Raw genomic sequence first — 26,934 nt, 5'->3', positions numbered from 1 at the left:
GGCGCTCGGCTCGCCCACAGGGCACAAAAAAGGCGGCCCGGTTTCCCGAGCCGCCCTTCTTTGGCCGAAGCCTTGATGCTTAGAACTTGGCGCGCAGCGTCACGCCGTATTGGCGCGGCGGCAGGGTGAAGGCCGAACGCGAGTTGGCCGCGCCCGAACCGCGCAGGGTGGTGTTGAAGGTCACCCCGCGCACCACTTCGTCGGTCAGGTTGTTGACCCAGCCTTCGATCGCATAGGCGCCGTCATTGAACTTCAGGCCAGCACGCAGGTTCACGAACGCCTTGCCGTCCTGAATGTCGGCGATGATCGGCGGAGCCGCGTCGATCGCCTGCTGCAACCCGCCGTTGGCTGCGATTTCAGCAGCACCCGGAAGGATGATCGCCTGAGTCGACGTGCGCTGGTCGCTTTCCATGCGAACCTGACCGGAGAAGAAGAACTCGGTCGAGTCGTTGATCGGCTTTTCCCACAAGGCACCGATCAGGCCGACAAAGTTCGGCGCATTGGTCAGTTCGTTGCCGCACAGCGACAGCACCTGCACCGATGTCTGCGTACCTGCGCAATCATCGGGGTAGCTTGCTTCGAGCAAGGTGGCGCCGAAATTCAGGGTCAGTTCGTCACTGGGACGAACCAGACCTTCGATTTCGATCCCCTTGGTTTCAGCCTTGGGCACGTTGAAGGTCGCAAAGGCCGTCCCGGTGAATTCGAGCACCTGGAAGTTGCTGAACTCCTCAAGGAACGCCGCCACGTTCAGCGTCAGCGCGCCATTCGCAGTGCGCGCCTTCACGCCCACTTCGTAGGCGTCGACCTCTTCCGAAAGGAAGGTCGGGTCTGCCCCGCCAACCGCTGCGGTGGTATCGAGGTTGATACCACCTGCCTTGTAGCCGTGGGTGAAGCTGGCGTAGCTGTTCACATAGGGGCTGAATTCATAGCCGAGCTTGACGGTGTAGATCAGCTCTTCATCGTCAAAGTCCGACTGGAAGGTGCGCACCAGCGGCAGCGCGGCGGCTTGCGGCAGGTTGGCCGGCGCGGTGAAGCCGAAGCAGCCCAGGCCGATGAAGGTAGGACGCAAGGCCGCCGGGATGTTCCCGAGCGCGCCCAGCACCGAGGGGCAGATCTGGTTGTTGATCGCCGTCTGGGTGAACCCGCCGGACTTTTCTTCCCACGAGTAACGCGCGCCCACTGTCAGTTCGAGCCCGTCGGTGATCTCCAGCGAGTTGTGCGTGAAGATCGCGTAGCTTTTGGCGTCCTGCTGGAAACGGTTGGTGTTGCTGGTGCCAGCCGGATCGCGGCCAGTGAACACCGTCAGAGGGTTGGCCCCAAGCGCACCTCCCGTCGGCACACGCAGCAGCGCGCCGACATTTTCGCCGAAATCGGAACCGAGCGCAAAGCTGACCGATTGGTCGATGGTTTCGTCGGAATAGAAACCGCCGACCATATAGTTAAGGGCGCCTTCCATGCCTTCACCCTGAAGCCGCAGTTCCGCGGTCCAGTTGTCGATCTCGAGGTTCAGCGCGGGGACGTTGAAGATGTCCAGCGCGGTGAAATCGGAATCGTAATTCTCGAAGCTCTCATACTTGCGGTACGAGCCGATGAAGATGAGGTCGGCATTATCGGATAGCGGGAATTCCAGCTCGCCGGTCACGCCGTAGTTGTCGATATCGGCGCGCGGGGCAAAATTGGCCGAGACGACGCGGTTGTCCATCGCCTGCTCGAACGCGCCCTGATCGTCACGATTGGTGGCGACCGATGGCTGGCCATTGCCGCCATTGGCACCCAGACCAACTGCGGCATAGGCCCCGCCGGTCACCAGCGGCGACTGGTAAAGTTCGATTGCGCCGCAGCAGCTCGACTTGCTCTTGGAGTAGTCGGCAATGATGCGGCCGCGCAGACCGCTTTCGGTGTCCCAACCAAGTTGGCCGCGCACCAGCCACTGATCGACATCGTTGGTTTCGCCGATCTTAGCGCCGGTGCGGTTGACGACATCGAGGAACCCGTCGCGCTGGCGGTAAGCGCCGGTGACGCGCATCGCCAGCGTGTCCTGCACGATCGGCACGTTGACCGCACCCTGCACGCTGACCTCGTTGAAATTGCCGTAGCCAGCGTTCACGAAGCCGCCGAACTCAGTGACGTCAGGGCGCACATTGGTGACGTTGAGAGCACCTGCCGAAGTGTTGCGGCCGAACAGCGTACCCTGCGGCCCGCGCAGCACTTCCACGCGTTCCACATCGACAAATTCGCCGAGCGCAACGCCGGGGCGCGACTGGTAGGCGCCGTCGATAAAGATGCCGACCGCGCTTTCAAAGCCGATATTGTTCGAAGTGGTCCCGACACCGCGCACACGCAACACCACCGAGCCGGAGGCAAGCTGCGCTTGCGAGCTGCTGAAGCTCGGGGCGAGCGCCGTGACCTGCTGGATGTTGACCACGCCCTGGTTATCGAGCTGCTGCGGCGAAATCGCCGTCACCGCCAACGGGATGTCCTGCACGTCCTGCGCGCGGCGGGTTGCCGTCACGATGATGACGTTGTCGTCCCGGACCGGTTGGGCTTCGGTCTCAGTATCCTGCGCAAAGGCAGGGGTGGTCAGCGCGCTGCAGGCCAACAGGCCGCAGGCGATATGTGCGAACTTGCGCGTCATGGCTTTCCTCTCTCCACAAAACCGTCCGGTCTTGATGCCGGTGATGGGTTGTGGGGCGGAACCTATCAGTGTCGCACGCCCTAACAAGAGTCATAGTCAACTTATAGCCGACAGTAGCAAAAATGCCACATCTTGTGTTGCGGCGCAGCATGACTTCGCGCCGACCTTGTGGGCCGCAAGATTATTACAGGCCATTGTGGAGATGTCAGAAGCCGTAACGTAAACCCAACCAGAATGTGCGCGGGACGCCGAGATCGATCGATCCGCCCTGATTGCGGGTGACGATATCCTCGTCAGTCAGGTTTTCGCCGCGCACAATCAGCGACACGCCTTTACCGAGCGGAGCGGCCACAAAAGCGTCAATTGTGGTGGCCGGAGCGAGTCGGTCAGTCTCGCGGTCATCCTCGAATTGCGCGCTGACATGGCGCAGCGTGCCAGCGATCCGCCAGCCTGCGGCCGGCTCCCAGCCGAGTGTCAGGCTTCCGGCGAGCTCCGGGGTCTGGGCCGGGCGATTGCCGTCGAGGTCAAGCGAGGTGCCCTCGCCGCGCACGGCGGCATCGGTCCAGGCGAGCGCGCCTTCAACGCTGACCGCGCCGAACCGCGCCGCCACGTTCGCCTCGATCCCGCGCGCCGCAATCGCAGGCAGGTTTTCGCGGCGGCGCAGATTGGGGGCGATGGTGACATTGGCGATGGCGTTCTCGACCTCGTTGTCGAAGGCGGTGACCGAGATCACGAGCGCATTGACCGGCTGCCAGTCGAACCCGACTTCGAAGCCTTCGAGCCGCTCGTTCTCAAGTGCCGCATTGGCCTCGGTCACGACCGGGAATACCACGAAGGGGCGGTAGAGTTCGTTGAGGGTCGGCAGCCGCAGCCCGGTATAGGCCGCCGCGCGCAGATCGAGGCGGCGGGTCGCGTTGAACGATGCGCCCGCGCGCCAACTGACCGTCCAGTCGCTGCGGCCAGGCGCGGTGAGGGTGCTGACCGGCACGCCATTCGCGCTGACAGCGCGGTAGAAGCCATCGGTGATGCTGCTCCGGTCGGCGCGCAGACCGCCGTTAATCAGCAGCGGGCCGATCTGCCAATCATCCTCAAGGAAAATGCCGAGATTGCTGGTCGACCCGCCCGCCCGGCGGCGTTCGGTGATCGCGCCCGAGACGGCATTGATTGCCTCTTCCTGCAACTCGCCATCAGCACGGCGGAAGTCCGCACCGATTCGGATATCGTGGCCTTCGAGGATCGGTGGGCGCAGTTCGAACTTACCGCCGATACCGGTTGAAGGCGTGCGCCGTTGGTCGAGCGTCGGGGTAAAGCGGGTCGAGGAAATCACGATGTTCGAAAAGTCGCGCGTCTGGACATAGGCCAGCGCATCAAAGGCCCAATCGCCCCGCCCGACAAACCTGATCGAGGCTTCCTCGCCCGCGCTGGTGGAGTCCGCGCCCTCGAACCGCAGCGTGCGCGCGTCGCGGAAGGTGGCGATGCGGGCCTGGACTTCGACCGTGTCGGTGAGCGGCGCGGCGGCGCGCAGAGCGGCGTTCCAGCTCTCGAACGCGGCGCGCGCCGTGGCAGGGACGCGTTGATCTTGCGGCGTGGTGAAGAAGCCCTGCCCACGGTCCCAGCGTCCGCTTGCGGTGGCAAAGCCGCGGCCGAGGCTTTGGGTCAGCACGCCGGACAGCTCGGTCTCGCCCCGGTCATTGATCGCCGCGTTGGCGAGCACCGGAGCGATGGTATCCGGCCCGGCGCTTTCCAGCTCGATCGTGCCAGCCAGCGCGCCTGCGCCAAACGGCCCCGACCCGCCGCCGCGCGTCACCCGGACTTGACCCAGCGTCTCGGGCGCAATCGCGGAGAGCGGGATGTAGCCAAAAAACGGGTCGGCAAGCGGCACGCCGTCGAGCAGCACCAGCGCGCGGCTCGTCGCATTGCCGCCCAGCGCCCGCAGTGTCACGCCCTGCGCGCTCGGGTTGGACGAGCGGCTGTCGGACCGGCGGAACTGCTGGAACCCCGCGACACCGCGCAGCACATCCTCGATCCGGCCCGATGGGCTGGCGACGATCACGTCGCGTTCCAGTGTCGTGGTGGCGTAAATCCCGGTCGACAGCGCCGCATTAAGCCCGCGCCCGGTGACGATGATCTCTTCGGGGAATTCTTCAACCATAGAGTCCGCCTCAAGCGCCTCCTCCGGCAGAGTCACTTCGTCCTGCGCGGCGAGCGGCGCGGCGGCGGGGAGAAGCAGGGCGGAGGCGAGCAGGCGGTGGCGGATCGTCATGGCGCGTCGCCTATACGCTCGCGCCCACCACGTCACCCCAAACTCAGTTGCACTTTGCCATTCAAGACTCGCTTTTGCAGGCACGCTGTGGTTACATCTATGTCAACAAGGGAGAGAGAGGGCCCGCCATGCTCGCAACACCGCCAGATTTCGACGTGCTGATCGTCGGTGCCGGGATTTCCGGGATCGGGATGGCCGCGCATATGGGGATGAAGGCCCCGCACCATTCCTATTGCATCGTCGAACGCCGCGACAATCTCGGCGGCACGTGGGATCTGTTCCGCTACCCCGGCATCCGGTCGGACAGCGACATGCATACGCTCGGCTTCGATTTCGAACCCTGGCGCCACGAAAAGAGCATCGCCGATGCGCCCGCGATCCTCGATTATCTCGACCGGATCGTCGATGAACGCGGCATCCGCCAGCACATCCGTTTCGGCCATAAGGTGATCAGCGCCGACTTCCGCCACGATGACGCGCGCTGGCACGTCGAGCTGGAAAAGGCCGATGGTTCGCGCACTCACATGACGGCGAACTTCGTCTATCTTGGCGCAGGCTATTACGATTACGACGAGCCCTATGATCCCGGCTTCGATTTCGGCGAGTTCGAGGGCCAAGTGCTCCATCCGCAGTTCTGGCCCGAAAACCTCGATTACAAGGGCAAGAATGTCGTCGTGATCGGATCGGGCGCGACCGCAGTAACGATCGTCCCCTCGATGGCGCGCGAGGCGGCGCATGTGACCATGCTCCAGCGCACGCCGACTTGGATGTTCTCGCGCCCGGCCAAGGACGCGATTGCCAATTTCCTGCGCAAGATCCTGCCGGAAAAGCTCGCTTACCGGCTGACCCGGTTCAAGAACATCAAGATGCAGGACTTCAGCTTCAAACTGGCGCGCGACAATCCGCAGAAGGTGAAGGACGCGCTCTACAAGAAGATCGAAGAAGCGCTCGGCCCGGATTACGACAAGGCGAGCTTCACCCCACCTTACAACCCGTGGGAACAGCGGCTGTGCTTGGTGCCGGATCAGGACCTCTTCACTGCGATGAAGGCAGGTAAGGCCGACGTCATCACTGGCCATATCGCCAAGTTCGAAAAGGGCGGTGTAGCGCTGGCCGATGGCCAGTTCATCCCGGCCGATATCGTGGTCACCGCCACAGGCCTTAAGCTGGCGGTCGCCGGCAAGATCGCGATTTCGGTTGATGGGGAGCCGGTCGAATTCAACCAGCGGTTCTATTACAAGGGCTGCATGTTCTCGAACCTGCCCAACCTTGCTGTGGTGTTCGGCTATTTGAACGCGAGCTGGACTCTGCGCGCTGACATCAACTCGGATTACGTGTGCCGGGTGCTAGAACATATGCGCAAGACCGGCACGACCATCGCCACCCCGGTACTAACACCTGCTGGCGAGGCGGCGATTACCGAAGATGATGTGTTCGATTTCTCCTCCGGCTACATCCAGCGCGGCAAGCACATCATGCCGCGCAATTCGGTCAGCTATCCGTGGCGGCTCAATCAGGAATATGTCGTCGACCGCAAGCGGATGAAGGATGATCCGCTGACCGACGGCATCCTGACCTTCACCCGCGCAGGTGCGAATGCGCAGCGGGGCGAGGAGCAGCTGGAAGCGGCGGAATAAGGTCGAAAGGCGGGCGGTAATCTCTTCCGATTGCGATCGCCTTCGCCTAATCCTCCCCCATGACCTCTCCCGAAAAAATCTGGACCGCCGGACTCATCGTCATCGGCGACGAAATCCTCTCCGGCCGCACGCAGGACAAGAACATCGCGCAGGTCGCGACGTGGTTGCAGGTGCAGGGCATCCGCCTCGCCGAAGTGCGGGTGGTGCCCGATGTCGAGGCGCGGATTGTCGAGGCGGTCAATGCGCTCACCCTCGCCTATGATTACCTCTTCACCACCGGCGGGATCGGGCCGACGCATGACGACATCACCGTCGATGCCGTCGCCGCCGCGCTCGGCGTTCCGGTTGTCATCCACCCCGAGGCGCGCGCGCTGCTAGAGCGCTATTACGAAACCCGCGGCGGCCTCAACGAGGGCCGCTTGCGCATGGCGCGGGTACCGGAAGGTTCGGAACTGATCCCCAACCGCATGTCGGGCGCGCCCGGTATCCGGCGCGGCAACCTGTTCCTGATGGCGGGCGTGCCGCACATCACTGCCGGGATGCTCGATGCGCTCACTGGTCAGCTTGAAGGCGGCGCGCCGCTCTTGTCCGAAACGCTCGGCTGCTGGGTCGCCGAAAGCGAGGTCGCCGAGCTGCTGCGCCAGACCGAAGCCGCGCACGCCACCTGCCAGATCGGCTCCTACCCGTTCTTCCGCGAAGGCCGGGTCGGAGCCAATTTCGTGATCCGCTCGGTCAGCGCCGAAGACCTCAAGGCCTGCTCCGACAGCCTGACGGACGGCCTTACCGGCAACGGCCACGCCGTCACGCCCGGCGGGATCTAGCGCGCCAAGACACATCATCACCCGCTCTTAACCCTCTTGCGCTACACAGCCCGGGTCATGACGCGGGTCTTCATCACGATTGATACCGAGTATTCCTCGGGGCTTTACAGCGGGCCGGGCGCGGCCGACCGGGCGGACAACTTTGCCCGCTCGATCGCCTGCAACACCCCACAAGGCCCGGCGGGCGTTGCGCACAAGCTCGATCTGCTCGCCCGCCACGGCCAGAAAGCGGTGTTCTTCGTCGATCCCATGCCCGCGCTGGTGTGGGGCGTGGCCGCGATTGAAGACATTGTCGCCCCCATCATCGCCGCCGGGCAGGACGTGCAGTTGCATTGCCACACTGAATGGCTCGGCCTGGCCGGAGACGCTAATCTGCTCGCGTCAAAGCGCAGCGGGCAGAACCTCGCCGACTTCCCGCTCGAGGAGCAATGCCAGATCCTCGACTATGCCCGCACCACACTGATGGCCGCAGGCGCGCCCGCGCCGGTCGCGTTCCGGGCGGGCAATTACGGCGCCAATGATGATACCCTGCGCGCGCTCGCCAGCCTCGGCATCGCCTATGACACGAGCCATTGCCCGGCGATGGTCGGCCAGAGCGCATGCCGGATCGGCCTTGGCCCGGACGTACACAATCCGCTGGAGCATATGGGCGTGATCGAAGTCCCCGTCGGCAGCATCGGCGCCATGGGCGGGGGGCAGCGCCATGCCCAGATCACCGCGCTTTCCTTGGGCGAGATGCTCGCCGCGATCCGCCATGCAGCGGCGAGTGGGCAGGAGACCTTCACGCTCGTCAGCCACTCCTTCGAACTGATCAACCGCCGCAAGCTGGCCGCCAACCGCGTGGTGCGTCATCGCTTCACCGGGCTGGTCAAGGCGCTTGAGGCCATGCCCGGGGTGACGACCGGCACCTATGCGGACAGCCCACCCAGCGTGCGCGCGCACATGCGCGCCAGCCAGCCGCTTCCCGCCAATGCGATGCGAACGGGACGGCGGATGGCCGAACAATTCGTCTCCAACGCGCTCTACGGCGCACTCTAGGGACGCGCCGTGGGCACCGCCGCCATCGACTTCACCGTGGGATCACGCCGCCTGCTGAGTGTCCCGCGCGCGCTTGCCACCTGGGCCTTCAGTCTTGAGGATGTGCTCGCCGGTGCCCTGCCTGCCGTGCCGCCGAGCGGGCGTGACGGGGTGCGCGTGCTCTCCGCCCCGACCGCGCGCCTCGCCGAGATCACCGCACGCTACCCCGGTTTCATCGCCGGCGGGCGGCAGGATTACCGCCGTCACTACATCGACATGAGCCAGAGCTTCGATGACTACATGGCGCAGTTCTCGGGCAAGACCCGCTCGACCCTGCGGCGCAAGGCGCGCAAGCTGGCGGACGAAGCAGGCGGCTACACCGTCACCGAACACCGCACCCCGGCGGAGATCGAAGCCTTCCTCGCCGCCGCTCTGCCGCTGTCGGCGCGGACCTATCAGGCGCGGCTGCTCGACGCCGGATTGCCCAAAAGCCCCGAGGCGCGCCGCGCGATGCTGGAGGCGGCCGAGGCTGACCAGATGCGCGCCTTCCTGCTCCACGCGGGCGGACAGCCGGTCGCTTACCTGTCGCTGCCGCTTGCCGGGCAGACGCTGGTCTATGCGTTTCTGGGCTATGATCCGAATTGGGCACGGCTGTCGGTTGGCACAGTTCTCCAGATGGACGCGCTGGAGCGCCTGTTTGCCGAGGAGCGCTACCGCTGGTTCGATTTCACCGAGGGCGACGGCGCGCACAAGGAGATGTTCGGCACCCATGCAGCGGCGTGCTCAAGCCTCGTGCTGCTGGAGCCGACTCTGGCCAACCGCACGCTGCTAGGCGCGCGGGCGGGGTTTGATGCGAGCGTGCTCGGCGCCAAGGCGCTGGCGGAGCGTTCAGGGGCGCTGGGACGGATCCGCGCTCTGCTGCGGGCCTGATTTGCCGCGCATGGTCGCAGCCGCGCGGCGGCGGTTGCTTTCCTGCACGCGCACCTGCGCCACCAGCGCAGAACGGCCTGACGGCGCACCGCTGAGCGATCCGTAACGCAGCGCCAGATACAGCCACATCGCCGCAATCACACCGAGCAGCACGCTCGCCGCGATGCCGAGGCGCAGGTCGTAGCTCATCAGCAACCCATCAGCAGCCAGCGCAACGCCAGCCACCAACCACTTGGGCGAGAGCCAACCGGCAAGCCGTTCGGAAGCAAAGGGCATCAGGCAACCTCTTTCATGAAACGCGGCCGGGGGAGGAGAGAGGACCCGCGTCGTCATCAAGAAGATGGGCGGGCGCAGGCCAAAGACAAGTGGGGAGAATGACTGATCCCGCCCAAGAGAAGGGGCCGGAAAGCAACCGCCTTCCGACCCTTCCGTTAATCAACTCACCACCGCAAACCGATCCCAAGGGGATCGCAAGGCCAACCGGCCGCCCGCAGCGACGCGAACGTCAGGTCGCATGAGCGAGGAAAGGCGAGCGCAGACGCGCTCGCCTCCCGCAAATTACGCCCCTTCGACTTCCGAAAGGTCAACCTTCAGGCCCGGGCCCATGCTCGAGGTCATGGTGACCTTGCGCACATACTTGCCCTTGGCGCCCGAAGGCTTGGACTTCACCACCGCTTCGGTCAGCGCCTTGAAGTTCGCCTTCAGCGCGTCATCGGTGAAGCTCAGCTTGCCGATGCCCGAGTGGATGATGCCCTGCTTTTCGACGCGGTATTCGACCTGGCCGCTCTTGGCGTCCTTGACCGCTTGCGCGACGTTGGGGGTGACGGTGCCCAGCTTCGGGTTCGGCATCAGGCCCTTGGGGCCCAGCGTCTTACCCAGACGGCCGACAACGGCCATCATGTCGGGCGAGGCGATCACGCGGTCGTAATCGAGGTTGCCCGCCAGCATGTCTTCCATCAGGTCTTCGGCGCCAACCTTGTCAGCCCCGGCAGCCAGCGCCTTTTCAGCGTTGTCGCCGCGCGCGAACACGGCAACCTTGACGTCCTTGCCGGTGCCCGAAGGCAGCGAGACCATGCCGCGGACCATCTGGTCAGCATGACGCGGATCGACGCCGAGGTTCATGGCCACTTCGACGGTTTCGTCGAACTTGGTCTTGTACTCGCGCAGCACAGCCAGCGCCTCATCGACGGTGTAGAGCTTTTCGCGATCCAGCGCGGACAGAACCTTCGCCTTCTTGGTGATCTTGGTCATGTGCTTAGCCCTCCACCACTTCGAGGCCCATCGAGCGGGCGCTACCGGCGATGATCTTCATCGCCTGATCAATGTCGTTCGCGTTCAGATCGGCCATCTTGGCTTCGGCGATCTCGCGGATCTGCGATTCCTTGATGGTGCCGGCCGAAATCTTGCTGGGCTCCTTCGAACCCGACTTCAGGCCAGCCGCCTTCTTGAGGAAGTACGACGCGGGCGGGGTCTTGGTGATGAAGGTGAACGAGCGATCGCCGTAGACCGTGATCACGGTCGGGATCGGCATGCCCTTTTCCATTTCCTGCGTGGCGGCGTTGAACGCCTTGCAGAATTCCATGATGTTCACGCCGCGCTGACCCAGCGCCGGGCCGATCGGCGGCGACGGCGTGGCAGAGCCCGCGGGCACCTGCAGCTTGATATAGCCTTCAATTTTCTTGGCCATGTGGCCTTACTCCTGTCGCACTGTTGCCCGGCTGTTTCCATCCGGGCTCATGTTAAGCGGTCCAGCGCCTCTGCTTCGTGCATTGCAGAGGCTCCCGCACGGAATCACCGACCTCAGGGGCCAGCGAAGGCGCGCGCATAGCGGTTCTGCCGCGCAATGCAAGCCCGCGCGCCCTTCTGGCCGTTCAGCTTGGTGCCTGTTGGAGACACATGAGACACTGTCCAGGAACCGAAAAACCAACCTTCCGGGCGCGGGCGCGGCAGGGGATGGTGCGGCAGGTGGGGCATCGCGGCGTTGGTAACGGAGGCTGGCCGAGTAGGAAAATCGCCAAAGGCCCGGCCCGGCGCAAGGCGACAGACCAAGCCCGATTGTCGCCGCGCCAAGGCTTGTCAGTGCGATGTTTCAGAAGGCCTTCACATTTTTCAGTAATTAGAACAATGTTTACAGGCTGACGGGTAGGTTGCCCGGCCTCAGAGTTTCAAGGGAACGACATGATCACTATCGCCATCCGTGCGCGCGAAATCGTTTCGAGCAATGTCGACAGCCTCGTCAGCAAGGCGGGCGAGCCGCGCAAGATGCTGCGGCTGCTCCAGTCCGAAATCGAAGAAACGCTGATCGCGCTCCACGGCGATGCCGCGCGGGCCAAGCGCCAGCGGGAGCGGCTCAGCGATACCGCTGCCCGGTTGGCTGCGGGCGCCGAGGAATGGACCGGCAAGGCCAAGATCGCGATCGATCACGGCCGCGAAGACCTCGCCCGCGCCGCCCTGCTGACCCGCGAGGCCGAGCGTGCCAAAGCCGCTGACGCCGCCGCGAGCGCCGCTGCGCTGGGCGACCAAATCGCCGAGGCCACCGCCGTCATCGCCGACCTTGAGGCCAAACGCACCGCCATCACCGCGCGCATCGCCGAACTGGTCAAGGCCGAAGCCGCGACACAGCCCGCTGCTGCCGGCGCCGACACCCATGTCGACCGCCGCATCGACCGGATCGAAGCGCTGAAACGTCGCGCCGGTTTTGTGGATGTGCCTGAAGAAGCCCCCTCACCCGCCTCGCTCGATGACGAGATTGCGGGCCTGCAAAAGGCGAGCGCGATCGAGGCAGAACTGGCGGCGCTGAAGGCGACCGCTGCACCGGCGAAGAAGGCTGCGGGCAAGAAGCGGGGTTGAAACCGGCTTCTCCCCGCCACCCCCCGCCACCCCCCATCGTCGCCCCGTGCCTGACACGGGGCTTGGCTATCTTTTGCTCGCAGCGTGCCAAGGCTCGAGATGATTGCGAGCGTTCGCCCGCAAGAAAAGCCTAACCCCGTGTCAAGCACGGGGCGACGGCAGGTTTGGCTTGATGTATTCAGATTGTGCGAGGCACCCTCAGCCCCTTGGTCCGGCTGGTGAGGTGGAATTGGTGACACAGCGCACACTTGTAGGTGCGCAAGGTCACATCCGCCCGCACCGCCACCGCATCCGCTTCCTCGCGGGTCTCATAGCGGCGCTTGCGCTGGCAGATGCCGGGCGAGGTCTGCATCAACCCTCTACTGCCTCGCCAAGTGAGCGCTGTATCGGCCTAGTAGAGGCCGCGAGCGCGACCGCACGCCCGCAGGCGCCCGTAGCGTAGCGAAGGAACAGCGCCGAGGACGCTCGCCCGGAGGGGCGAGCGAAAAACTCACTTCGCCAGTTCGACGTGCTCGAAATCGAGCTCCACCGGGGTTGCGCGGCCGAAGATCGACACCGACACCTTGACCTTCGCCTTGTCGAAATCGAGCTCTTCCACGATCCCGTTGAAGCTGGCGAACGGGCCGTCGAGCACCTTGACCGAATCGCCGATCTCGTAATCGACGCTGATCTCGCGCTTGGGCGAGGCCTGCGCATCGGCAACGCCGCCGAAATAGCGCGAGGCTTCTTTTTCCGAGATCGCCTGCGGCTTGTTCATCGAGCCGAGGAAGCCGGTCACCTTGGGGGTGTTCTTGACCAGGTGGTAGACATCGTCGGTCAGGTTGAGCTTGGCCAGCACGTAGCCGGGCATGAACTTGCGTTCGACCTGCACCTTCTTGCCGCGCTTCACTTCGGTGATGGTTTCGGTGGGAACCTGCACTTCCTCGACGCCTTCGGACAGGCCGAGACGTTCAGCTTCCGAAATGATCGCGTCGCGAACCTTGTTCTCGAAACCGGAGTAAGCGTGGATGATGTACCAGCGAGCCATGGAGAGTCCTTGGAAATAGAGATCTGACGGGCAGAGAAATGCTGAGCGCCGCGCGCCTTATTGCAGCAGGCTGATCGCGCCGCGCACGACCGCGCCGAAGAGGGTATCGACACCGAGGAAGAAGATCGAAAGAATCATCATGAAGATGAACACGAAGATCGCCGTGCGCACGGTTTCCTCACGGGTCGGCCAGACGATCTTGTTCGTCTCGGCCTTGACCTGACTGAAGAACTCGCCGGGCGAGGTCTTGCGCTTTTTCTCTTCAACCTTGCCGAGTTCGGCGTTCTTCTGATCGGCCATGATAGCCCGTTCCTTCGCGTAATGCCTGCACGTCCTGTCCGAGGCGGCTTTCAGGTAGGGGGCCGCGCCGCCCGGGACAAGGTCGCCGGAGGGGCTGGAGATCTACCGATGTCGGATAAGACGCTGAGGCTCTTACGCGCGGGACAGCGCAAATGCAAGAATGCTTGGGCAGCGGATGCGTGCGCGGGCGGCGCGCCTCAGTGCATCCCGAACAGGCGGGCGATCAGGCTGCCACTCGGCTGCATCGGCTGGAGCGGACCATGAATCGCCCGCCCCCGCGCCGGATCGCGGGTGGGACGCGGACTGACCCACTGATCGGGCCGCGAGGAACGGAAGGTATAGGCGCTCATCCTGTGTCTCCTGTGCGAGGGCAGTCAATCGGTTCGTCGACAGGAATACACGGCTCGCCTTGCGGGAGGATGAACGGTGGGGTGCGGATTGGGCGTCGGACGACTTTCGGCGCCGAGCGCGCAAAAGGCAGCACTGTCACAAGGACAAGCTCTAAAGGAGGCGGAAGAATCGGCGCCAAATGCGCCGCAAGGCCGACCGGCCGCCCGCAGCGACGCGACCTTCAGGTCGCATGAGCGAGGATTTCGCATCGCGGAGGCGATGCGGAACACAAACAACAATGGCAGGGGTGTGCGGACTCGAACCGCAGGCCCTCGGTTTTGGAGACCGATGCTCTACCAACTGAGCTACACCCCTGCAGCGCGTTGGAGCGGTGCCTTTATCGAAGGCTTATCCGATAGGCAATGCTCTTTGCCTCATCGCGCGCGGCCATGTATTGTGCGCTGCAACCATGCACGCGCCGATCCGCCCTCCCATCCCTGTCGAGACCCTGCTGCTGGCCTATCGCAGCGGGATCTTTCCGATGGCGGACAAGCGCGAAGATGCCGAGGTGTTCTGGGTTGAGCCGCGTGACCGGGCGATCATCCCTCTGGACGGGCTGCATCTCTCCAAGAGCTTGCGCAAGGTGCTGCGCGCGGATCGCTTCACCGTGACGGTCGATCGCGAGTTCGAACAGGTGATCCGCGCCTGCGCCGAGCCGCGCGATGATCATCCCGAAACCTGGATCAGCGAGCGGATCGTACAGAGCTACATCGGCCTCCACCGCGCCGGGCACGCCCATTCGGTCGAATGCTGGCTAGCGGGCGAAGATGGCGCGCCGCAGCTGGTGGGCGGGCTTTACGGGGTCAGCTTCGACCGGGTGTTCTGCGGGGAGAGCATGTTCAGCCGGGTGCCCGATGCGAGCAAGGTCGCGCTGGCGTGGCTGGTGGCGCTGATGCGGCGCGCCGGGTTCGCGCTGCTCGACTGCCAATTCATGACCGAGCACCTGCGCGCAATGGGTGCGACCGAGCTGGCGCAAGCGGATTACCGGCGGTTGGTGGAACGGGCGCAGGGACAGCCGCGTGACAGCCTCGGCACCGCGTGGCGCCACTTCAGCCGGGGCTATGCGTCGGGAGTCGGAGCCGCGCTGGGTGCCGCCGTGGGCGTGGCCGACGGACGCGCGGCAGGCTTGCCCGAAGGCTCGGGCGAAGGGGCTGCCGAGCCTTCCTCGCCCGGGAAGCGCATCGTGCAATCCTTGACCCAGACATCATAGACCGGGTGTTCGACCACGTTGAGGCTCGGCGATTCGAGGAACAGCCAGCCTGAGAACACGCGCTTGTGCTGCGCTTCGCCCCGGCCCTTGATATCGACCTGCACGAAGGCCGCAGTCTGCTGCGGCATTTCCCATGGCGCGGTGCGCTCGCAAGCGGAGACGCGGACGATCACCGGGCCGATCTCGCGGCTTTCGCCGGGCTTCAGCTTGATCTCTTCGGAGACATTGTTGCGCTTGTTGAGGAGGCCGAGCACCGCGATGCGCTCGTTCATCGGGGTCGCGCCGTAATCATTGACCGGCGCGGCCGGGCTGGCCGCAGCTACGGGGCTGGCATCACCCAGCGGCACCACCACCGCTTCGTTCTGGGATGCGCCCATGTCGCAGGCGGCAAGCATCAGCACGCTCGCCAGCGGGAGGGCCAGGCTGAACTGCCGCACCGCGCGCCTCAGCTGTCCGCGCTGCCGGGGGTCCACGCTTCGTAATCGCCCACGGCGCGGGCGCGCTGGCCGCCGCGCTCCAGGGCGCCTTGCGGGCGATAGGCCTGAACGGTGCCGGTGGCGTTGGGCGTGTAATCCGCCTCCCAGATCCGCGGCGGCGGCAGGTGGCTTTCGGGCACATCGTCATAGGTGCCGTGCAGCCAGCCGTGCCATTCGGCCGGAACGCGGCTCGCATCATTGGCGCCGTTGTAGATCACCCAGCGCTTTTCGCGGCTGGTGTAGGAGCCGGTGTTGAGCGCGGCCGCCTTCGGCTTTTCGCGGTAGTATGTATTGCCCGCGCCATCGGTGCCGACATGCTCACCGCCCGCGCGGCTCGCCCAGAGCTGCGTGCCGAGCGTGGCACCGTCCCACCAGGTGAAGATTTTTCCGAGGATACCCATAGGCCGTGCGCCTAGCGGAATTGGTCGCCCACGCCAATAATGATTGTCACTGCGGCGGGCGGGATGTTTGTTCGCGTGCCCGCCTCCGCGGGCACGTCCTCGGCGCTATTCCTTCGCTACGCTACGGGCGCCTGCGGGCGGGCGGTCGCCCTTGCGGCCCGTCCGTTGGCGGGCCGGGATCGCGTTCCCCGTCCCGGTCAGCGCTTAGCCCGGCACCTTCCACATCACTCGGTCATCCGGCACGATCCCCAGTTCCTTCGCCCGGCCTGCGCGCAGTTCCAGCACCGCGCTCGTCAGCCCGCTGGATCGCACCGAATCGAGCGAGTAGGGCACAGTGTTCGCCGCGATATTGCTGATCCGCCCGTCTGGCCCGATGAAGATGATGTCGAGCGAGAGCGGGGTGTTCTTCATCCAGAAGCTGCGCGGCTCGGGCACGGCGGAGGGGAAGATCATGCCCTCATTATCGCCCAGCGATGTGCGGAACATCAGGCCTTTGGCCTGTGCTTCGGGGCTGGCGGCGACTTCGACCTTGAAAGCCAGCTTCTGGGTCCCGCGCTCGACCACGAGGTCGATCACCTCAAGGCCCGAGACCGGGTGGCGCGCCGCTGTGGCCGGAGCAGGCGTCTGCGCGCTGGCCGTAGTGGTCCCGGGCGAACAGGCCGCAAGCAGCCCCGCAGCCATCACCGCGCTTGCCAAGAGGTGCCTTACCATTGGTCTTCGATCCCTTCATCGTCGGCAGCTTCACCGAGCCATTCTTCCACATCCTCAAAGCTCCGGGCCGCGAGGATGAACCGTGCGTGCTCGTACTGGTGGCCTGCGCGCAGCATTGCTGCAACGGCTTTTTCGCGGGCCTTGCGCGCGGCCAGCGGATCGCTGCCCTCCTCGGCAGACGCGCCATAGGGGCCCAGCCGCCGCTTCCGCGCCATCAGCGCAGCGGCTCGGCGGCTTGCGGCCTCCCCAGGCGCGTGGGCCTGACGCAGCCCTTCGCCCACACCGGCATGGCGCAAGCTCTCCTCGACCCGGCGCGCGCCATAGCCCCTTGCGCCAAGATCGCGGGCGCGGCCCCGGGCATAGGCATCGTCATCGACATAGCCCAATTCCACCAGGCGGGCGACGAGCGCGGGAATATCGACCTCGATGGTGCGGCCATCCGCATCTTCGGCGAGGCCCCGTTCCCGGATCTTGCGCACAAGATAGCCTTCGAGCCGCGCACCGGTAGTGGCAAACCGCGCCGCATAATGCAGCGCCAGATCGCGCAAAGTGGCCTCTCCCAGCGGAGGTTTCACCCGCTTCGCAGTCCGGCGTTCCTGCCTGGAATCCTCCCCAGTTCGGCTACCGGGTGATGACGAATTCGCTTTACGTGAAACCATTTCGCCTTATTCGTGCCACTTTCCTTATCATATGCCTGACATTGGACGCTGCCGGACTATGCCCGGCGACACGGGGTTATGCCAGAGCGCGTACGTGATGCCATCATGAAACGCGCCGCAACTGACGGGTATCGTTGAAAAATATGACCGAGGCCGTTTTGACGCCGACGCCGAATGACTGCGATCTGCCGCGGGTCCGTGCGCAATTTGCAACCTTCAATGACGCGATCGACTATGCTGCGCAGAGCCTGAAGGGGCTCAACTTCCATGACATGCGCGGTGAACTCGCGCGGGTCTATCCCTATTCCGAACTGCGCGAAGATGCGCTGGTGATGGCGCGCCGCCTGATCGCCGCCGGGATCGGCAAGGAAGACCGTGTCGCTCTGATCGCCGAGACCGGCGCAGACTTCGCCGCATTGTTCTGCGCCTGCGTCTATGTCGGTGCATGGCCGGTGCCGTTGCCGCTGCCGACCACCTTCGGCGGCAAGGACAACTTCATCGACCAGCTGGCGATCCAACTGCAAAGCTCGGACCCGAAGATCCTCCTCTACCCGGAGGAAATCGCCGAGATGGCCTCTGCTGCCGCCGCCCGTCAGGGCTGCGAGGCGCAAAGCTGGCAGGATTTTGCCCTCCGCCCCGCGCCGGACTGCGACCTGCCCACCGCCAGCCCGGACGATATCTGCTACCTGCAATACTCCTCCGGCTCGACCCGCTTCCCGACCGGCGTTGCGGTCACCCACCGGGCGCTGCTGCACAATCTTTACGGCCATTCGACCACGATGGAGCTGGGCGAAAACGACCGCTGCGTCAGCTGGCTGCCGTGGTATCACGACATGGGGCTGGTTGGCTGCCTGCTCTCGCTGATCGCCAATCAGGTCTCGGGCGATTATTTGAAGCCCGATGCCTTCGCCCGCCGTCCGCTCGCATGGCTCGACATGATCAGCCGCAATCCGGGCAACACGCTGAGCTACTCGCCCACCTTCGGGTATGACATCTGCGCCCGCCGCATCTCCAGCCAGTCGAGCGTCGCTGAACGCTTCGACCTGTCGCGCTGGCGGATCGCGGGCAATGGCGCGGACATGATCCGCCCGGACGTGATGCAGAACTTCGTCAACGCCTTTGCATCGGCGGGCTTCCGGGCATCGTCCTTCACTCCGTCTTACGGCTTGGCCGAAGCCGTGCTGGCGGTGACGGTGATGCCGCCGGGCGAAGGGATACGCGTCGAACTGGTCGAGGAAGAGCGCCTCTCGGGCGCGCCGCGCGATCTGTCACGCCCGGCCCGTTACCGCGCGATCGTCAATTGCGGCAAGGCGCTGCCCGACATGGAAGTGGCGATCAAGGGCGAGGATGGCTCGCACAAGACCGATCATCAGATCGGCAAAGTGTGGTGCCGCGGCCCCAGCGTGATGCACTCCTATTTCCGCAACCCAGAAGCGACCGGCGATTGCCTCGTGGACGGCTGGCTCGACACCGGCGACATGGGTTACACCGCCAATGGCTATCTGTTCATCGTCGGCCGGGCGAAGGACATGATCATCATCAACGGCAAGAACCACTGGCCGCAGGATATCGAATGGGCGGTGGAGCAGCTTCCCGGCTTCAACCACGGCGATATCGCGGCGTTCTCGATCGAGATGGAAAACGGCGAGGAAGCGCCTGCCGTGCTGGTGCATTGCAAGGTCTCAGACCCCGAAGAGCGCGTGCGCCTGCGCGATCAGATCGCCGACAAGGTGCGCTCGGTCACGGGGATGAGCTGCATCGTCGAACTGGTCCCGCCCCGGACCCTGCCGCGCACGTCTTCGGGCAAGCTCAGCCGCGCCAAGGCCAAGAAGCTGTATCTGGCGGGCGAAATCGTCCCGATTGATCTGGCGGCTTAGGCCAACACGCCCCGCCCCGGGCTTGACCCGGGGCCCCGCTGCCTTCTGTTGTGCGCGCCCCGGAAAAAGATAGCTAGGCCCCGGGACAAGCCCGGGGCGGAGAGGTATTTTTCATCCCCCCCCGTCACCCCAGCGCAAGCTGGGGCCTAGAGTGGCAAGCCCCCCTCCATGAGGCCCTAGGCCCCAGCTTGCGCTGGGGTGACGGGGATGGCCGCTAAAAGGCTGCTTCCTAATCGGCGACATTGGTCCCGCTGACCCGAAGATCGCACTCACTTACCCTTCCTCGCTAGCCCACACTGGACGCAGCACGCCGGCGCCGCTGCGGACGCTGACCGCAACACCCTCACCGCGCAAGGCTTCAGCCACCGCCTCGCCCTCACCCGTGGGGCCGATCAGCACCACCCCGCGGCCAAGCCGCTGCGCCGCCCAGCCGGTGACGTTGAGCGCGGCTTGCCCCGCCTCGGTCAGCTCGCCGCCGTCAAAGGGGATCGCGGCGGGAAGCGTGCCTGCGGGCGGGATCAGTTCGATGGTCCAGTCCGGCTCACCCGCGGCGATCCGCGCCTCAAGCGCGCGGTAGGTCGCAAGGCTTGCGCCGTCCAAACGTTTGGCCCGCACCAGCGCGCGGCGGCGGGCTTCGTCGATCAGCACTTCGCGCGTCGGCACCCCCGCTGCCAGCGACAGCCGCACCGCCAGCGCCTCGGCCCGGGCGGACGCCTCGCGCTCTTCCCGCGCACGGGCGGCGGAGAGCTGCGCGCGTTCCGCCGCTGAATCATTCGTGCCGACCTCGTATTGCACCAGGTCGAGCGTGACCGTCTCCCCCAGCCGCTCGGCGAGCGAGGCGGCCACCGCCTGCTCGATCTCGGGCCGCAGCACCGGCGTGAACACCACCGCATGAATCCCGACCGGCGCGGCGGCGAAGTCGATCTCGAGCAGATCGAGCTGCGAGCGCGCGTCGAATTGTTCGCGGATCTCGCTGCGCACGATGCGCTGGGCGTTGGTTTCCCACGCGATCCGGTTGAGCGAGAAGGCGAGCGGGATCGCCAGGGCGACAAACACTACTAGCACCGCAAAGCTCTGTGCCTGCGACTGGCCCTTGGTCAGCTTGGCGCGGAAGCCATAAAGCTTGGCCATGCCGAACGCGGTCAGCGCGATCGTGATGAAGTTGGTGACGAACAGCAGCAGCGCGCCGGAAAACACCGTGAAGTTCCACGTCGCCAGCCCGAAGCCCACCACCGCGAGCGGCGGCATCAGCGCGGTCGCAATCGCCACGCCAACAATGGCCCCCTCCCGCCCGCGGATCATCGCATAGGCCCCGGCCAGCGCCGAAAACAGCGCCACAAACAGGTCGAACAGATTGGGACGGGTGCGCGCGGCAATCTCAGACGTGATGGTCTGGATCGGCGAGATAAACACCAGCACCGCACACAGCAGCACCGCCAGCACGCTGCCGATCACCAGCGTCAGCACCGATTGCTTGAGCCACGCCCAGTCGCCAATCGCCAGCGCAAAGCCCAGCCCCATGATCGGCCCCATCAGCGGCGACAGCAGCATCGCGCCGATCACCACGGCAGGCGAGGACAAGAGCAGGCCAAGTATCGCGATCCCGCCCGCCATCGCGGTCATGAACAGGTAGTGTTCGGACAGTTTCCCGTCTTCGCGGCGGCGCTCAGTCACTTCGGCTTGATCGACCTGACCGATGACATGCACCGTCCACCATTCGTGCACATCGCCGATGAGGGCGCGCAGATTGGCGGGACGCGCGGCAGTGGGTGCGGATGGCTTCTCGGCCCCGGCGTCCAAAGTGCTGGCAGCTTCAGGCGAGGCCCCTGATCCGGAAGTGTCGTTCATCAAGAAGCCCTTGGCCGTGTGTCCTGTATCCAGCGATAGCTTGCAGCATCCGCGATTGCCAAGCAAACCCTGACGCGGAACGCCCTCAGCGCGATGGACGCGAGGGGCCATTCCGGCTTACGATCATCAAGCCCGCTTGAAAGGCGTGTTTTAGATCACTAATACAGTAGCGATTGCCCTGACGCTGCGGCGCGGGTTTGAGGGAGCACGAACTGGCATGAGCACCGAAACGCAGACGGCAACCGCGACCCCCTTCTCGCTCACCCCGCCCGATCCGGTGCCGCAGGTCGCGCCAGAACAGGCGGCCGGCCTTGTGCCGGTTTCGACCGAGCAGAAGTCCAAGCTCGACACCAAAGTCGATGCCTTCGTCAATGAACTGGTGACGATCGACGCCAATTCGCCCGCTTTTGGCGAGAAGGTCGATCAGATCACCCGGATGGGTCAGGAACAGATCCGCTCGGCCGCTGCCATGTCGAACCGCTTCCTTGATCGCCCGGTGCGCGCGATGGACGGTGATGGCACGGTGGGCAAGGACTTGGCCGAACTGCGCCGCACGGTCGAAGATCTCGATCCCGGCCGCAAGGGCAAATTGTCTGGCCCGCGCAAGATCCTCGGGATCATTCCGTTCGGCAACAAGCTGAAGAATTATTTCGACAGCTACACATCCGCGCAGGGGCATATTTCATCCATCCTCCAGCGGTTGGAAAGCGGCAAGAAGGAACTGCACCTCGACAACGCGGCGATCGATACCGAGCGGCAGAAGCTGTGGGCGGCGATGGGCGAGCTGGAGCAGATGATTCACATCGCCAAGACGCTCGATGCGCGGCTGGAGGCGAAGGCGCTTGAACTCGACAGCTCCGATCCGGCCAAGGCCAAGGCCTTGCGGGAAAGCGCGCTGTTCTATGTCCGCCAGCGCACGCAGGATCTGCTGACCCAGATGGCGGTGAGCGTGCAGGGCTACCTCGCGCTCGATCTGGTGAAGAAGAACAATGTCGAACTGGTCAAGGGCGTCGACCGCGCCAGCACCACCACGGTTGGCGCGCTGCGCACCGCGGTGACCGTGGCACAGGCGATGACTAACCAGCGCCTCGTGCTCGGCCAGATCACCGCATTGAACAAGACCACCAGCGACATCATCGATTCGACCAGCACGCTGCTGCGCGAACAGACTGCGCAGATCCACGAACAGGCGGCGTCCTCCACGATTCCGCTCGAAACGCTGCAACGCGCCTTCCAGAACATCTATGACACGATGGACGAGGTGGACAATTTCAAGGTCCGTGCGCTCGATTCGATGAAGCAAACCGTCACCGTGCTGACCGCCGAGGTCGAGAAGTCGAAGGGCTATATCGCGCGGGCCGAAGGGCAATCGCAGGCGCAGGCCAAGGTTGCTTCGCAGACGCCCTCGCTGCTGGCACTGGATAAATAATGCCCGACACGACCCGCGAGAGCGACCGCATCCTGCGCGAGGCGAAAACCAGCCTCGCGGTGCAGCGCGATGGCGGGACCCACCGGCCTGGCCTGCGTGGGGCAAGCATCGGCAAGGCCTCGGCTGAGCTGAAGATGAAAAGCCTGCTCACCAAGGTGCGCAATGTCGCGCTGGCGATCTTTTCGATCTGGCTGGGTGCGGGGATTGCGGGCGCGTTCCTCAACGGCATCGGGTTCTGGGGCGTCATGGCGGTGGTCATCGCCACGGCTGTTGCGGTCGCCGTGTTTTCGAGCTTTCCCAAGGTCAAGGTGCCCAAGCGCGCCGAGCTGAAGCAGGGCAACCCGCAGGCAATGGTCGCGCGCACGGAAATCTGGCTCGAGGCGCAGCGCCCGGCACTTCCCCCGCCCGCACAGGCGCTGGTCGATCAGCTGGGGGTGCAGCTCGATGCGCTGGGGCTGCAATTGAAGGGTCTCGGCGACAACGAACCGGCGATGGCCGAAGTGCGCGAGCTTGTCGGCGAATACATCCCCGAGACGATCGACAACTACCGCAAGGTTCCGGTGCATCTGCGCGCCGAGGAATATGCCGGTAAGACCGCCGATGCGCGCCTCACCGACAGCCTCACCAAGCTTTCGGGCGAAGTTGACCGCGTCACCCGGCGGCTGGCCGAAGGCGCGCTGGATGATCTGGCGATCAAGAGCCGCTATCTCGAATACCGCTATGGCGGGGCCGAAGCGCTGGAGGATCTGACCGGCGGCGGCGGGATGCCCGATACCGGCGTGCCCCTCCCCGATTTCTCGGCCGTCCCTAGCAAGCAGGAGCGCTGAGCCATGCGCGTGACCCTTCCCCATGATCTCACCAAGGATGAAGTGCGCCGCCGGATGCGCGCTCATGCAGACGAGATCGGCAGCTTCTTTCCGCCGGGCCTCGCCAAGGTGACGACCGACTGGCCGAATGAAGACCGGATGACGATCACCGCGCAGGTGGTCGGCCAGACCATCCCCGGCGGGGTCGAAGTGCGCGATCACGAGGTGGTGATCGAAATGGACCTTCCGCTGCTGCTCAGCGTGATGAAGGGGCCGTTGGAAGCGGCAGTGAAGAAGGAAGGCGGGCGGCTGCTCGCGCCCTGACTATCGGGCCTACGCGACCTGATTTCGCTTCGGTTTCGCCCCGGTTTCGTTTGCCAAGCCCCCGCCCATGTGTCATAATTATTTGACACAGATAACTGCCTAACTTGCCTTACACTCGGATCAGATGCCGAGGACGATGGGCAATTCGGCTGCGGGGCCGATTCGGGCGGAAAGGACGGGTGGTATGGCACCGGTCAAGGATAGTGCAGCGGCAGACGACAGCCTGAGAACGCACCTGCGCGCTGCCACCATGGCCGCGCATGACCTGCTCGATCACGCCATGCAGGCCGCGAGCGGCTGGCAGACCCGCTCCGATTACGCCCGCTTTCTCGCGCTCCAGCACGCCGCGCGTGTGCCGCTGGAAGACTGGCTGGCGCACCATGCGCCCGGCGATCTTTCCCCTCCGCCGCAGACCCCGCTGCTCGCCCGCGATCTCGCCGCGCTCGGGCTGGGGTTGCCTGCGCCCGCGCCGGGTCTGACCGCGAGCAAGCCTGCCGCAGGTGAGGCGCTCGGCACGGCTTGGGTGCTGGCCGGATCGGCGCTCGGCAACCGGGCGATTGCCAAGCAGGTCGCCCGGATCGGCGGCGGCGAATGGCCCACCGCCTTTCTCGGCGACGACACGATGATGGCCTTCTGGCAAGGGCTTCGCGCCCGGATCGAACGCCCTGCCGAACCGGACGAAGCAGAAGGTGCGACCCGCGCCGCCGAGGCGGTCTTCGCTCATTTCCTTGCGGTGGCTGAGCATGGTCACGCACCTGAAAGCCTGCCGGCATGAACCTCCACCAGCGCAACGACACACTCTCCGAGTGTGACCGCGAGGCGATCCACCATATCGCTGCGGTCCAGAACTTCGGCGGGTTGATCGCCGCTGATCCGCAGGGCCGGGTGGTGCAGGCGTCCGCCAATATCGCCGATTTGCTCGGGCTGGCAGACCGGCCCGCCACTGGCACACCGCTGGCCGCCATTATCGCCCCTGAAGCCCTGGCGGCGCTCAACCAGGCCTTCGCCGGGCTCACCGGGGTCGACACTCTCGAACGCCGCTTCGGGCTTGATCTGAGCGGCAAGGGCCAGCTGTTCGACTGCGCGGTGCACGTCAGCGGCGGGCTGCGGGTGATCGAGTTCGAACACCACGCCCGCAATGACTTCGCCGACCATGTCAGCATGATCGTCCCCGTGATCGCGCAGCTGGAACAGGCCACAAGCGTCGCTGCCCTGTGCGACACCGCCGCGCGGCTGGTGCGGCAGATGACCGGCTATGACCGGGTGATGGTCTACCGCTTCCACCCCGACGAGAGCGGCGAGGTGATCGCCGAGGATCGCGACGAAGCGCTCGAACCCTTCAAGGGCCTGCGCTACCCGGCTGCCGATATCCCGCAACAGGCGCGAGAACTGTTCCGCCGTAACCGCTTCCGCATCATCGCCGACATGGATTCGGACCCCGTCCCAATCCTTCCCGCGACCGGCCCGGACGGCGCACCGCTCGACCTGTCGATGTCGATGCTGCGCTCCCACTCCAAGATGCACCTCGCCTATATGCGCAACATGGGCGTGGGTGCGTCACTGGCGATTGCGATCGTCCGGCATGACCGGCTGTGGGGCATGATCTCCTGCCACCACCGCGAAGCGCGCCTGCCGCCCTACTCGCTACGCACTGTGGCCGAATTGCTGAGCCAGACCTTCTCGCTGATGCTCGACCGCATTCTGGTGGCGCAGGCCGAGGCTTTGCGGGAACGCGCGCGGCAATTGAACGACCGGCTGCTGCTGCGGCTGGCTGGCGGCGTGACGCTGGCTGACAGTCTGCCGATGATCGAGGAGCTGCTGCGCGGCACGATCCAGCATGACGGCATCTCGCTGTTCGCCGACGGCGAATACCGCGCCAGCGGCGAAGCGCCCAGTGAGGCCGAATTCCGCGCCATCGCGCCGCTGCTCGCCAGCACGCTGGGTGGGGCGACCCATTCAAGCACGCGGCTCGCCGACCAGATCCCCGAAGCCGCCGGTTTCGCTCACCGGGCGGCTGGCGCGCTGGTGCTGCCGCTATCGCGCGGCACGCGTGATTCGCTGGTGCTGTGGCGTCGCCCGCTTGACCGGGTGGTGACCTGGGCCGGCGACCCGACCAAGGCGGCGGCGGCTCCGGGCGAGTTGCTCCAGCCGCGTTCCAGCTTTGCCGCCTGGGCCGAAACCGTGCGCGGCCACAGCGCCGATTGGAGCGCCGATGAATGCGAGATCGCCGCGCGGTTGCGCCGGACGCTGATCGAAGTGATCCTGCGCATGAGCGAGGATCTGACCCGCGAACGCGCCCGCGCCGCCGAGCAGCAGGACCTGCTGATCGCCGAACTCAATCACCGGGTGCGCAACATCCTCGGCCTGATCCGCGCGCTGGTCGCCCAATCGCAAGCCGAGGCGCTGAGCGTGCCCGGCTTCGCAGCCATCATCGGCGGCAGGATCGCCGCGCTGGCGGCGGCGCATGACAATATCACCGCGCGAAACTGGGGACCGGCCAGCCTGATGCGCCTGATCGAGGCGGAGCTGGCCCCCTATTGCGGTGCGGACCGCGCGCGGGTCCGGCTGGTGGGTGACGACGTGCTGGTCGCGCCCGAAGCCTATACCATCCTCGCGCTGGTGGTACATGAACTGGCGACCAATTCCGCCAAGTATGGCAGCCTATCGGCCCGCGCCGGATCGGTCGAGGTGACCCTCGCGCGCACCGCCTTTGGCGATCTGTCGCTGCGCTGGCGCGAGGCGGGCGGCCCGCCTGTCACCGCGCCGACCCGGTCGGGCTTCGGATCGACCATCATCAACCGCTCAGTCCCGCACGACCTCGGCGGAGAGGCCGATGTGCGGTACAAGCTGGCCGGCGTGGAAGCGGATTTCCTCGTCCCCGCGCGCTATCTCACTGCGCCCGACAGGGAGGCCCGCAATCTCCCTCCGCGCCCGCCCGAGCCGCAGCGCATTCCCGCGCCCCAGTCCGCCGCCAGTCAGCCGGGGCGCGTGCTGGTGGTCGAGGACAGCATCATCATCGCGCTCGATACCGAGGAGAACCTCAAGCGTCTGGGCGTGGGCGATGTGCAGCTCGAAAGCTCAGTCACCGGCGCCTTGGCGGCGATTGCCGACAGCCCGCCCGATTTCGCGATCATCGACTTTAACCTGGGCGGCGAATCGTCTGAACCGATTGCCGATGCCTTGCGCGCCGCTGGCGTGCGCTTCGTACTAGCGACCGGCTATGCCGAAGGTGCGGGCAGTTTTGAGCGGCTGGGAGCGGCAGCCGTGCTGCGCAAGCCTTACGGCATGACCGAGATCGAACGCTTGCTGGCCGACGCCTGAGG

25 protein-coding genes, 1 tRNA gene and 1 pseudogene are annotated in these 26,934 nt (G+C 65.2%); 12 read left to right on the top strand and 15 right to left on the bottom strand.

Annotated elements, in window-relative coordinates:
- Positions 1–79: 79 nt before the first annotated feature.
- Both GRI59_RS05325 and GRI59_RS05320 read right to left on the bottom strand, forming a co-directional pair.
- Positions 80–2,635 (bottom strand): TonB-dependent receptor, encoded by a 2,556-nt coding sequence (locus GRI59_RS05325; protein ID WP_237440669.1) that lies wholly within the window; start codon positions 2,633–2,635, stop codon positions 80–82.
- 205 nt (positions 2,636–2,840) lie between these two features.
- Positions 2,841–4,898, bottom strand: a complete 2,058-nt coding sequence (locus GRI59_RS05320; RefSeq protein WP_160760112.1) for a TonB-dependent receptor — start codon at positions 4,896–4,898, stop codon at positions 2,841–2,843.
- A gap of 128 nt (positions 4,899–5,026) precedes the next feature.
- On the opposite strand from GRI59_RS05320, the gene GRI59_RS05315 reads away from it, so the two are divergent.
- From GRI59_RS05315 to GRI59_RS05300, 4 genes are read left to right on the top strand one after another with little or no spacing between them, the layout of a single operon-like run.
- On the top strand, positions 5,027–6,535 hold the full coding sequence (locus tag GRI59_RS05315) for a flavin-containing monooxygenase (RefSeq protein WP_160760111.1): 1,509 nt from the start codon (positions 5,027–5,029) through the stop codon (positions 6,533–6,535).
- A 59-nt stretch (positions 6,536–6,594) separates the two neighbouring features.
- Positions 6,595–7,356 (top strand): competence/damage-inducible protein A, encoded by a 762-nt coding sequence (locus tag GRI59_RS05310; RefSeq protein WP_160760110.1) that lies wholly within the window; start codon positions 6,595–6,597, stop codon positions 7,354–7,356.
- A 57-nt stretch (positions 7,357–7,413) separates the two neighbouring features.
- The gene (locus GRI59_RS05305; protein ID WP_160760109.1) at positions 7,414–8,394 is read left to right on the top strand and encodes a polysaccharide deacetylase family protein; all 981 of its coding nucleotides are present in this window, start codon (positions 7,414–7,416) and stop codon (positions 8,392–8,394) included.
- 9 nt (positions 8,395–8,403) lie between these two features.
- Positions 8,404–9,303 carry a GNAT family N-acetyltransferase gene (locus GRI59_RS05300; protein ID WP_160760108.1) on the top strand — a complete coding sequence of 300 codons (900 nt, stop codon included), beginning with the start codon at positions 8,404–8,406 and terminating at the stop codon, positions 9,301–9,303.
- On the opposite strand, the gene GRI59_RS05295 is transcribed toward GRI59_RS05300, so the two are convergent.
- From GRI59_RS05295 to rplK, 3 genes are all read right to left on the bottom strand, one after another.
- Entirely contained in the window at positions 9,262–9,579 is a 318-nt protein-coding gene (locus GRI59_RS05295; protein WP_160760107.1) for a hypothetical protein, read from the bottom strand. The two genes, GRI59_RS05300 and GRI59_RS05295, sit on opposite strands and share 42 nt — an antisense overlap.
- A 282-nt stretch (positions 9,580–9,861) precedes the next feature.
- On the bottom strand, positions 9,862–10,554 hold the full coding sequence (rplA, locus tag GRI59_RS05290; protein WP_160760106.1) for a 50S ribosomal protein L1: 693 nt from the start codon (positions 10,552–10,554) through the stop codon (positions 9,862–9,864).
- Positions 10,555–10,558: 4 nt separating this feature from the next.
- The gene (gene rplK / locus GRI59_RS05285; RefSeq protein WP_160760105.1) at positions 10,559–10,990 is read right to left on the bottom strand and encodes a 50S ribosomal protein L11; all 432 of its coding nucleotides are present in this window, start codon (positions 10,988–10,990) and stop codon (positions 10,559–10,561) included.
- A gap of 491 nt (positions 10,991–11,481) precedes the next feature.
- Between rplK and GRI59_RS05280 the strand changes: the two genes are divergently transcribed.
- On the top strand, positions 11,482–12,153 hold the full coding sequence (locus GRI59_RS05280; protein WP_160760104.1) for a PspA/IM30 family protein: 672 nt from the start codon (positions 11,482–11,484) through the stop codon (positions 12,151–12,153).
- Positions 12,154–12,331: 178 nt separating this feature from the next.
- On the opposite strand, the gene GRI59_RS15620 is transcribed toward GRI59_RS05280, so the two are convergent.
- The 5 genes from GRI59_RS15620 to GRI59_RS05265 form a co-directional block, all read right to left on the bottom strand.
- Positions 12,332–12,505: a hypothetical protein gene (locus GRI59_RS15620; RefSeq protein WP_183363504.1), complete on the bottom strand. Its 174-nt coding sequence runs from the start codon at positions 12,503–12,505 to the stop codon at positions 12,332–12,334.
- Positions 12,506–12,643: 138 nt separating this feature from the next.
- Entirely contained in the window at positions 12,644–13,180 is a 537-nt protein-coding gene (gene nusG / locus GRI59_RS05275; RefSeq protein ID WP_160760103.1) for a transcription termination/antitermination protein NusG, read from the bottom strand.
- Positions 13,181–13,237: 57 nt separating this feature from the next.
- Complete coding sequence (gene secE / locus GRI59_RS05270; protein ID WP_160760102.1) at positions 13,238–13,480, bottom strand: preprotein translocase subunit SecE; 243 nt, start codon at positions 13,478–13,480, stop codon at positions 13,238–13,240.
- Between the two features lie 197 nt (positions 13,481–13,677).
- Entirely contained in the window at positions 13,678–13,830 is a 153-nt protein-coding gene (locus tag GRI59_RS15615) for a hypothetical protein (protein ID WP_183363505.1), read from the bottom strand.
- Between the two features lie 279 nt (positions 13,831–14,109).
- Positions 14,110–14,185, bottom strand: a tRNA-Trp gene (locus GRI59_RS05265).
- Between the two features lie 94 nt (positions 14,186–14,279).
- Here GRI59_RS05265 and aat point away from each other — a divergent pair.
- Positions 14,280–15,080, top strand: coding sequence for a leucyl/phenylalanyl-tRNA--protein transferase (gene aat / locus GRI59_RS05260; protein WP_160760101.1), 801 nt, complete (start codon positions 14,280–14,282; stop codon positions 15,078–15,080).
- Between the two features lie 35 nt (positions 15,081–15,115).
- Here aat and GRI59_RS15790 read toward each other — a convergent pair.
- From GRI59_RS15790 to GRI59_RS05240, 4 genes and pseudogenes are all read right to left on the bottom strand, one after another.
- Positions 15,116–15,352 (bottom strand): annotated as a pseudogene (locus GRI59_RS15790) (DUF2155 domain-containing protein); the annotation flags it as partial.
- A gap of 173 nt (positions 15,353–15,525) precedes the next feature.
- Positions 15,526–15,957, bottom strand: coding sequence for an NADH:ubiquinone oxidoreductase subunit NDUFA12 (locus tag GRI59_RS05250; protein ID WP_160760100.1), 432 nt, complete (start codon positions 15,955–15,957; stop codon positions 15,526–15,528).
- A 204-nt stretch (positions 15,958–16,161) separates the two neighbouring features.
- Entirely contained in the window at positions 16,162–16,668 is a 507-nt protein-coding gene (locus GRI59_RS05245; RefSeq protein ID WP_183363506.1) for a DUF192 domain-containing protein, read from the bottom strand.
- Entirely contained in the window at positions 16,662–17,243 is a 582-nt protein-coding gene (locus tag GRI59_RS05240; RefSeq protein WP_337190236.1) for a regulatory protein RecX, read from the bottom strand. Before GRI59_RS05240 ends, GRI59_RS05245 begins: the two co-directional genes overlap by 7 nt.
- A gap of 227 nt (positions 17,244–17,470) precedes the next feature.
- Here GRI59_RS05240 and GRI59_RS05235 point away from each other — a divergent pair, with 227 nt between their 5' ends.
- Positions 17,471–19,204, top strand: a complete 1,734-nt coding sequence (locus GRI59_RS05235) for a fatty acyl-AMP ligase (protein WP_160760098.1) — start codon at positions 17,471–17,473, stop codon at positions 19,202–19,204.
- A 273-nt stretch (positions 19,205–19,477) separates the two neighbouring features.
- Here GRI59_RS05235 and GRI59_RS05230 read toward each other — a convergent pair whose 3' ends face one another.
- Positions 19,478–21,052 (bottom strand): TIGR00341 family protein, encoded by a 1,575-nt coding sequence (locus GRI59_RS05230; protein ID WP_160760097.1) that lies wholly within the window; start codon positions 21,050–21,052, stop codon positions 19,478–19,480.
- Positions 21,053–21,269: 217 nt separating this feature from the next.
- Between GRI59_RS05230 and GRI59_RS05225 the strand changes: the two genes are divergently transcribed.
- The 5 genes from GRI59_RS05225 to GRI59_RS05205 all read left to right on the top strand — a co-directional run bounded on the left by GRI59_RS05225 (position 21,270) and on the right by GRI59_RS05205 (position 26,932).
- On the top strand, positions 21,270–22,481 hold the full coding sequence (locus GRI59_RS05225; RefSeq protein WP_160760096.1) for a toxic anion resistance protein: 1,212 nt from the start codon (positions 21,270–21,272) through the stop codon (positions 22,479–22,481).
- On the top strand, positions 22,481–23,308 hold the full coding sequence (locus GRI59_RS05220) for a hypothetical protein (protein ID WP_160760095.1): 828 nt from the start codon (positions 22,481–22,483) through the stop codon (positions 23,306–23,308). The genes GRI59_RS05225 and GRI59_RS05220 overlap by 1 nt, the downstream gene beginning before the upstream one ends.
- A gap of 3 nt (positions 23,309–23,311) precedes the next feature.
- Positions 23,312–23,611, top strand: coding sequence for a polyhydroxyalkanoic acid system family protein (locus tag GRI59_RS05215; RefSeq protein ID WP_160760094.1), 300 nt, complete (start codon positions 23,312–23,314; stop codon positions 23,609–23,611).
- A 184-nt stretch (positions 23,612–23,795) separates the two neighbouring features.
- Positions 23,796–24,386: a biliverdin-producing heme oxygenase gene (locus GRI59_RS05210; RefSeq protein ID WP_160760093.1), complete on the top strand. Its 591-nt coding sequence runs from the start codon at positions 23,796–23,798 to the stop codon at positions 24,384–24,386.
- Positions 24,383–26,932 carry an HWE histidine kinase domain-containing protein gene (locus tag GRI59_RS05205; RefSeq protein WP_160760092.1) on the top strand — a complete coding sequence of 850 codons (2,550 nt, stop codon included), beginning with the start codon at positions 24,383–24,385 and terminating at the stop codon, positions 26,930–26,932. Before GRI59_RS05210 ends, GRI59_RS05205 begins: the two co-directional genes overlap by 4 nt.
- Positions 26,933–26,934 lie beyond the last annotated feature (2 nt).

The organism is Erythrobacter ramosus (assembly GCF_009828055.1).
GTDB classification, from domain to species: domain Bacteria; phylum Pseudomonadota; class Alphaproteobacteria; order Sphingomonadales; family Sphingomonadaceae; genus Erythrobacter; species Erythrobacter ramosus.
This window is presented reverse-complemented; position numbering and strand designations above follow the sequence as displayed.

Coding starts and splice junctions, on each gene's coding strand:
- GRI59_RS05325 (WP_237440669.1), bottom strand. CDS start 2,635: ATGACGCGCAAGTTCGCACATATCGCCTGCGGCCTGTTGGCCTGCAGC.
- GRI59_RS05320 (WP_160760112.1), bottom strand. CDS start 4,898: ATGACGATCCGCCACCGCCTGCTCGCCTCCGCCCTGCTTCTCCCCGCC.
- GRI59_RS05315 (WP_160760111.1), top strand. CDS start 5,027: ATGCTCGCAACACCGCCAGATTTCGACGTGCTGATCGTCGGTGCCGGG.
- GRI59_RS05310 (WP_160760110.1), top strand. CDS start 6,595: ATGACCTCTCCCGAAAAAATCTGGACCGCCGGACTCATCGTCATCGGC.
- GRI59_RS05305 (WP_160760109.1), top strand. CDS start 7,414: ATGACGCGGGTCTTCATCACGATTGATACCGAGTATTCCTCGGGGCTT.
- GRI59_RS05295 (WP_160760107.1), bottom strand. CDS start 9,579: ATGCCCTTTGCTTCCGAACGGCTTGCCGGTTGGCTCTCGCCCAAGTGG.
- rplA (WP_160760106.1), bottom strand. CDS start 10,554: ATGACCAAGATCACCAAGAAGGCGAAGGTTCTGTCCGCGCTGGATCGC.
- rplK (WP_160760105.1), bottom strand. CDS start 10,990: ATGGCCAAGAAAATTGAAGGCTATATCAAGCTGCAGGTGCCCGCGGGC.
- GRI59_RS05280 (WP_160760104.1), top strand. CDS start 11,482: ATGATCACTATCGCCATCCGTGCGCGCGAAATCGTTTCGAGCAATGTC.
- GRI59_RS15620 (WP_183363504.1), bottom strand. CDS start 12,505: ATGCAGACCTCGCCCGGCATCTGCCAGCGCAAGCGCCGCTATGAGACC.
- nusG (WP_160760103.1), bottom strand. CDS start 13,180: ATGGCTCGCTGGTACATCATCCACGCTTACTCCGGTTTCGAGAACAAG.
- secE (WP_160760102.1), bottom strand. CDS start 13,480: ATGGCCGATCAGAAGAACGCCGAACTCGGCAAGGTTGAAGAGAAAAAG.
- GRI59_RS15615 (WP_183363505.1), bottom strand. CDS start 13,830: ATGAGCGCCTATACCTTCCGTTCCTCGCGGCCCGATCAGTGGGTCAGT.
- aat (WP_160760101.1), top strand. CDS start 14,280: ATGCACGCGCCGATCCGCCCTCCCATCCCTGTCGAGACCCTGCTGCTG.
- GRI59_RS05250 (WP_160760100.1), bottom strand. CDS start 15,957: ATGGGTATCCTCGGAAAAATCTTCACCTGGTGGGACGGTGCCACGCTC.
- GRI59_RS05245 (WP_183363506.1), bottom strand. CDS start 16,668: ATGGTAAGGCACCTCTTGGCAAGCGCGGTGATGGCTGCGGGGCTGCTT.
- GRI59_RS05235 (WP_160760098.1), top strand. CDS start 17,471: ATGACCGAGGCCGTTTTGACGCCGACGCCGAATGACTGCGATCTGCCG.
- GRI59_RS05230 (WP_160760097.1), bottom strand. CDS start 21,052: ATGAACGACACTTCCGGATCAGGGGCCTCGCCTGAAGCTGCCAGCACT.
- GRI59_RS05225 (WP_160760096.1), top strand. CDS start 21,270: ATGAGCACCGAAACGCAGACGGCAACCGCGACCCCCTTCTCGCTCACC.
- GRI59_RS05220 (WP_160760095.1), top strand. CDS start 22,481: ATGCCCGACACGACCCGCGAGAGCGACCGCATCCTGCGCGAGGCGAAA.
- GRI59_RS05215 (WP_160760094.1), top strand. CDS start 23,312: ATGCGCGTGACCCTTCCCCATGATCTCACCAAGGATGAAGTGCGCCGC.
- GRI59_RS05210 (WP_160760093.1), top strand. CDS start 23,796: ATGGCACCGGTCAAGGATAGTGCAGCGGCAGACGACAGCCTGAGAACG.
- GRI59_RS05205 (WP_160760092.1), top strand. CDS start 24,383: ATGAACCTCCACCAGCGCAACGACACACTCTCCGAGTGTGACCGCGAG.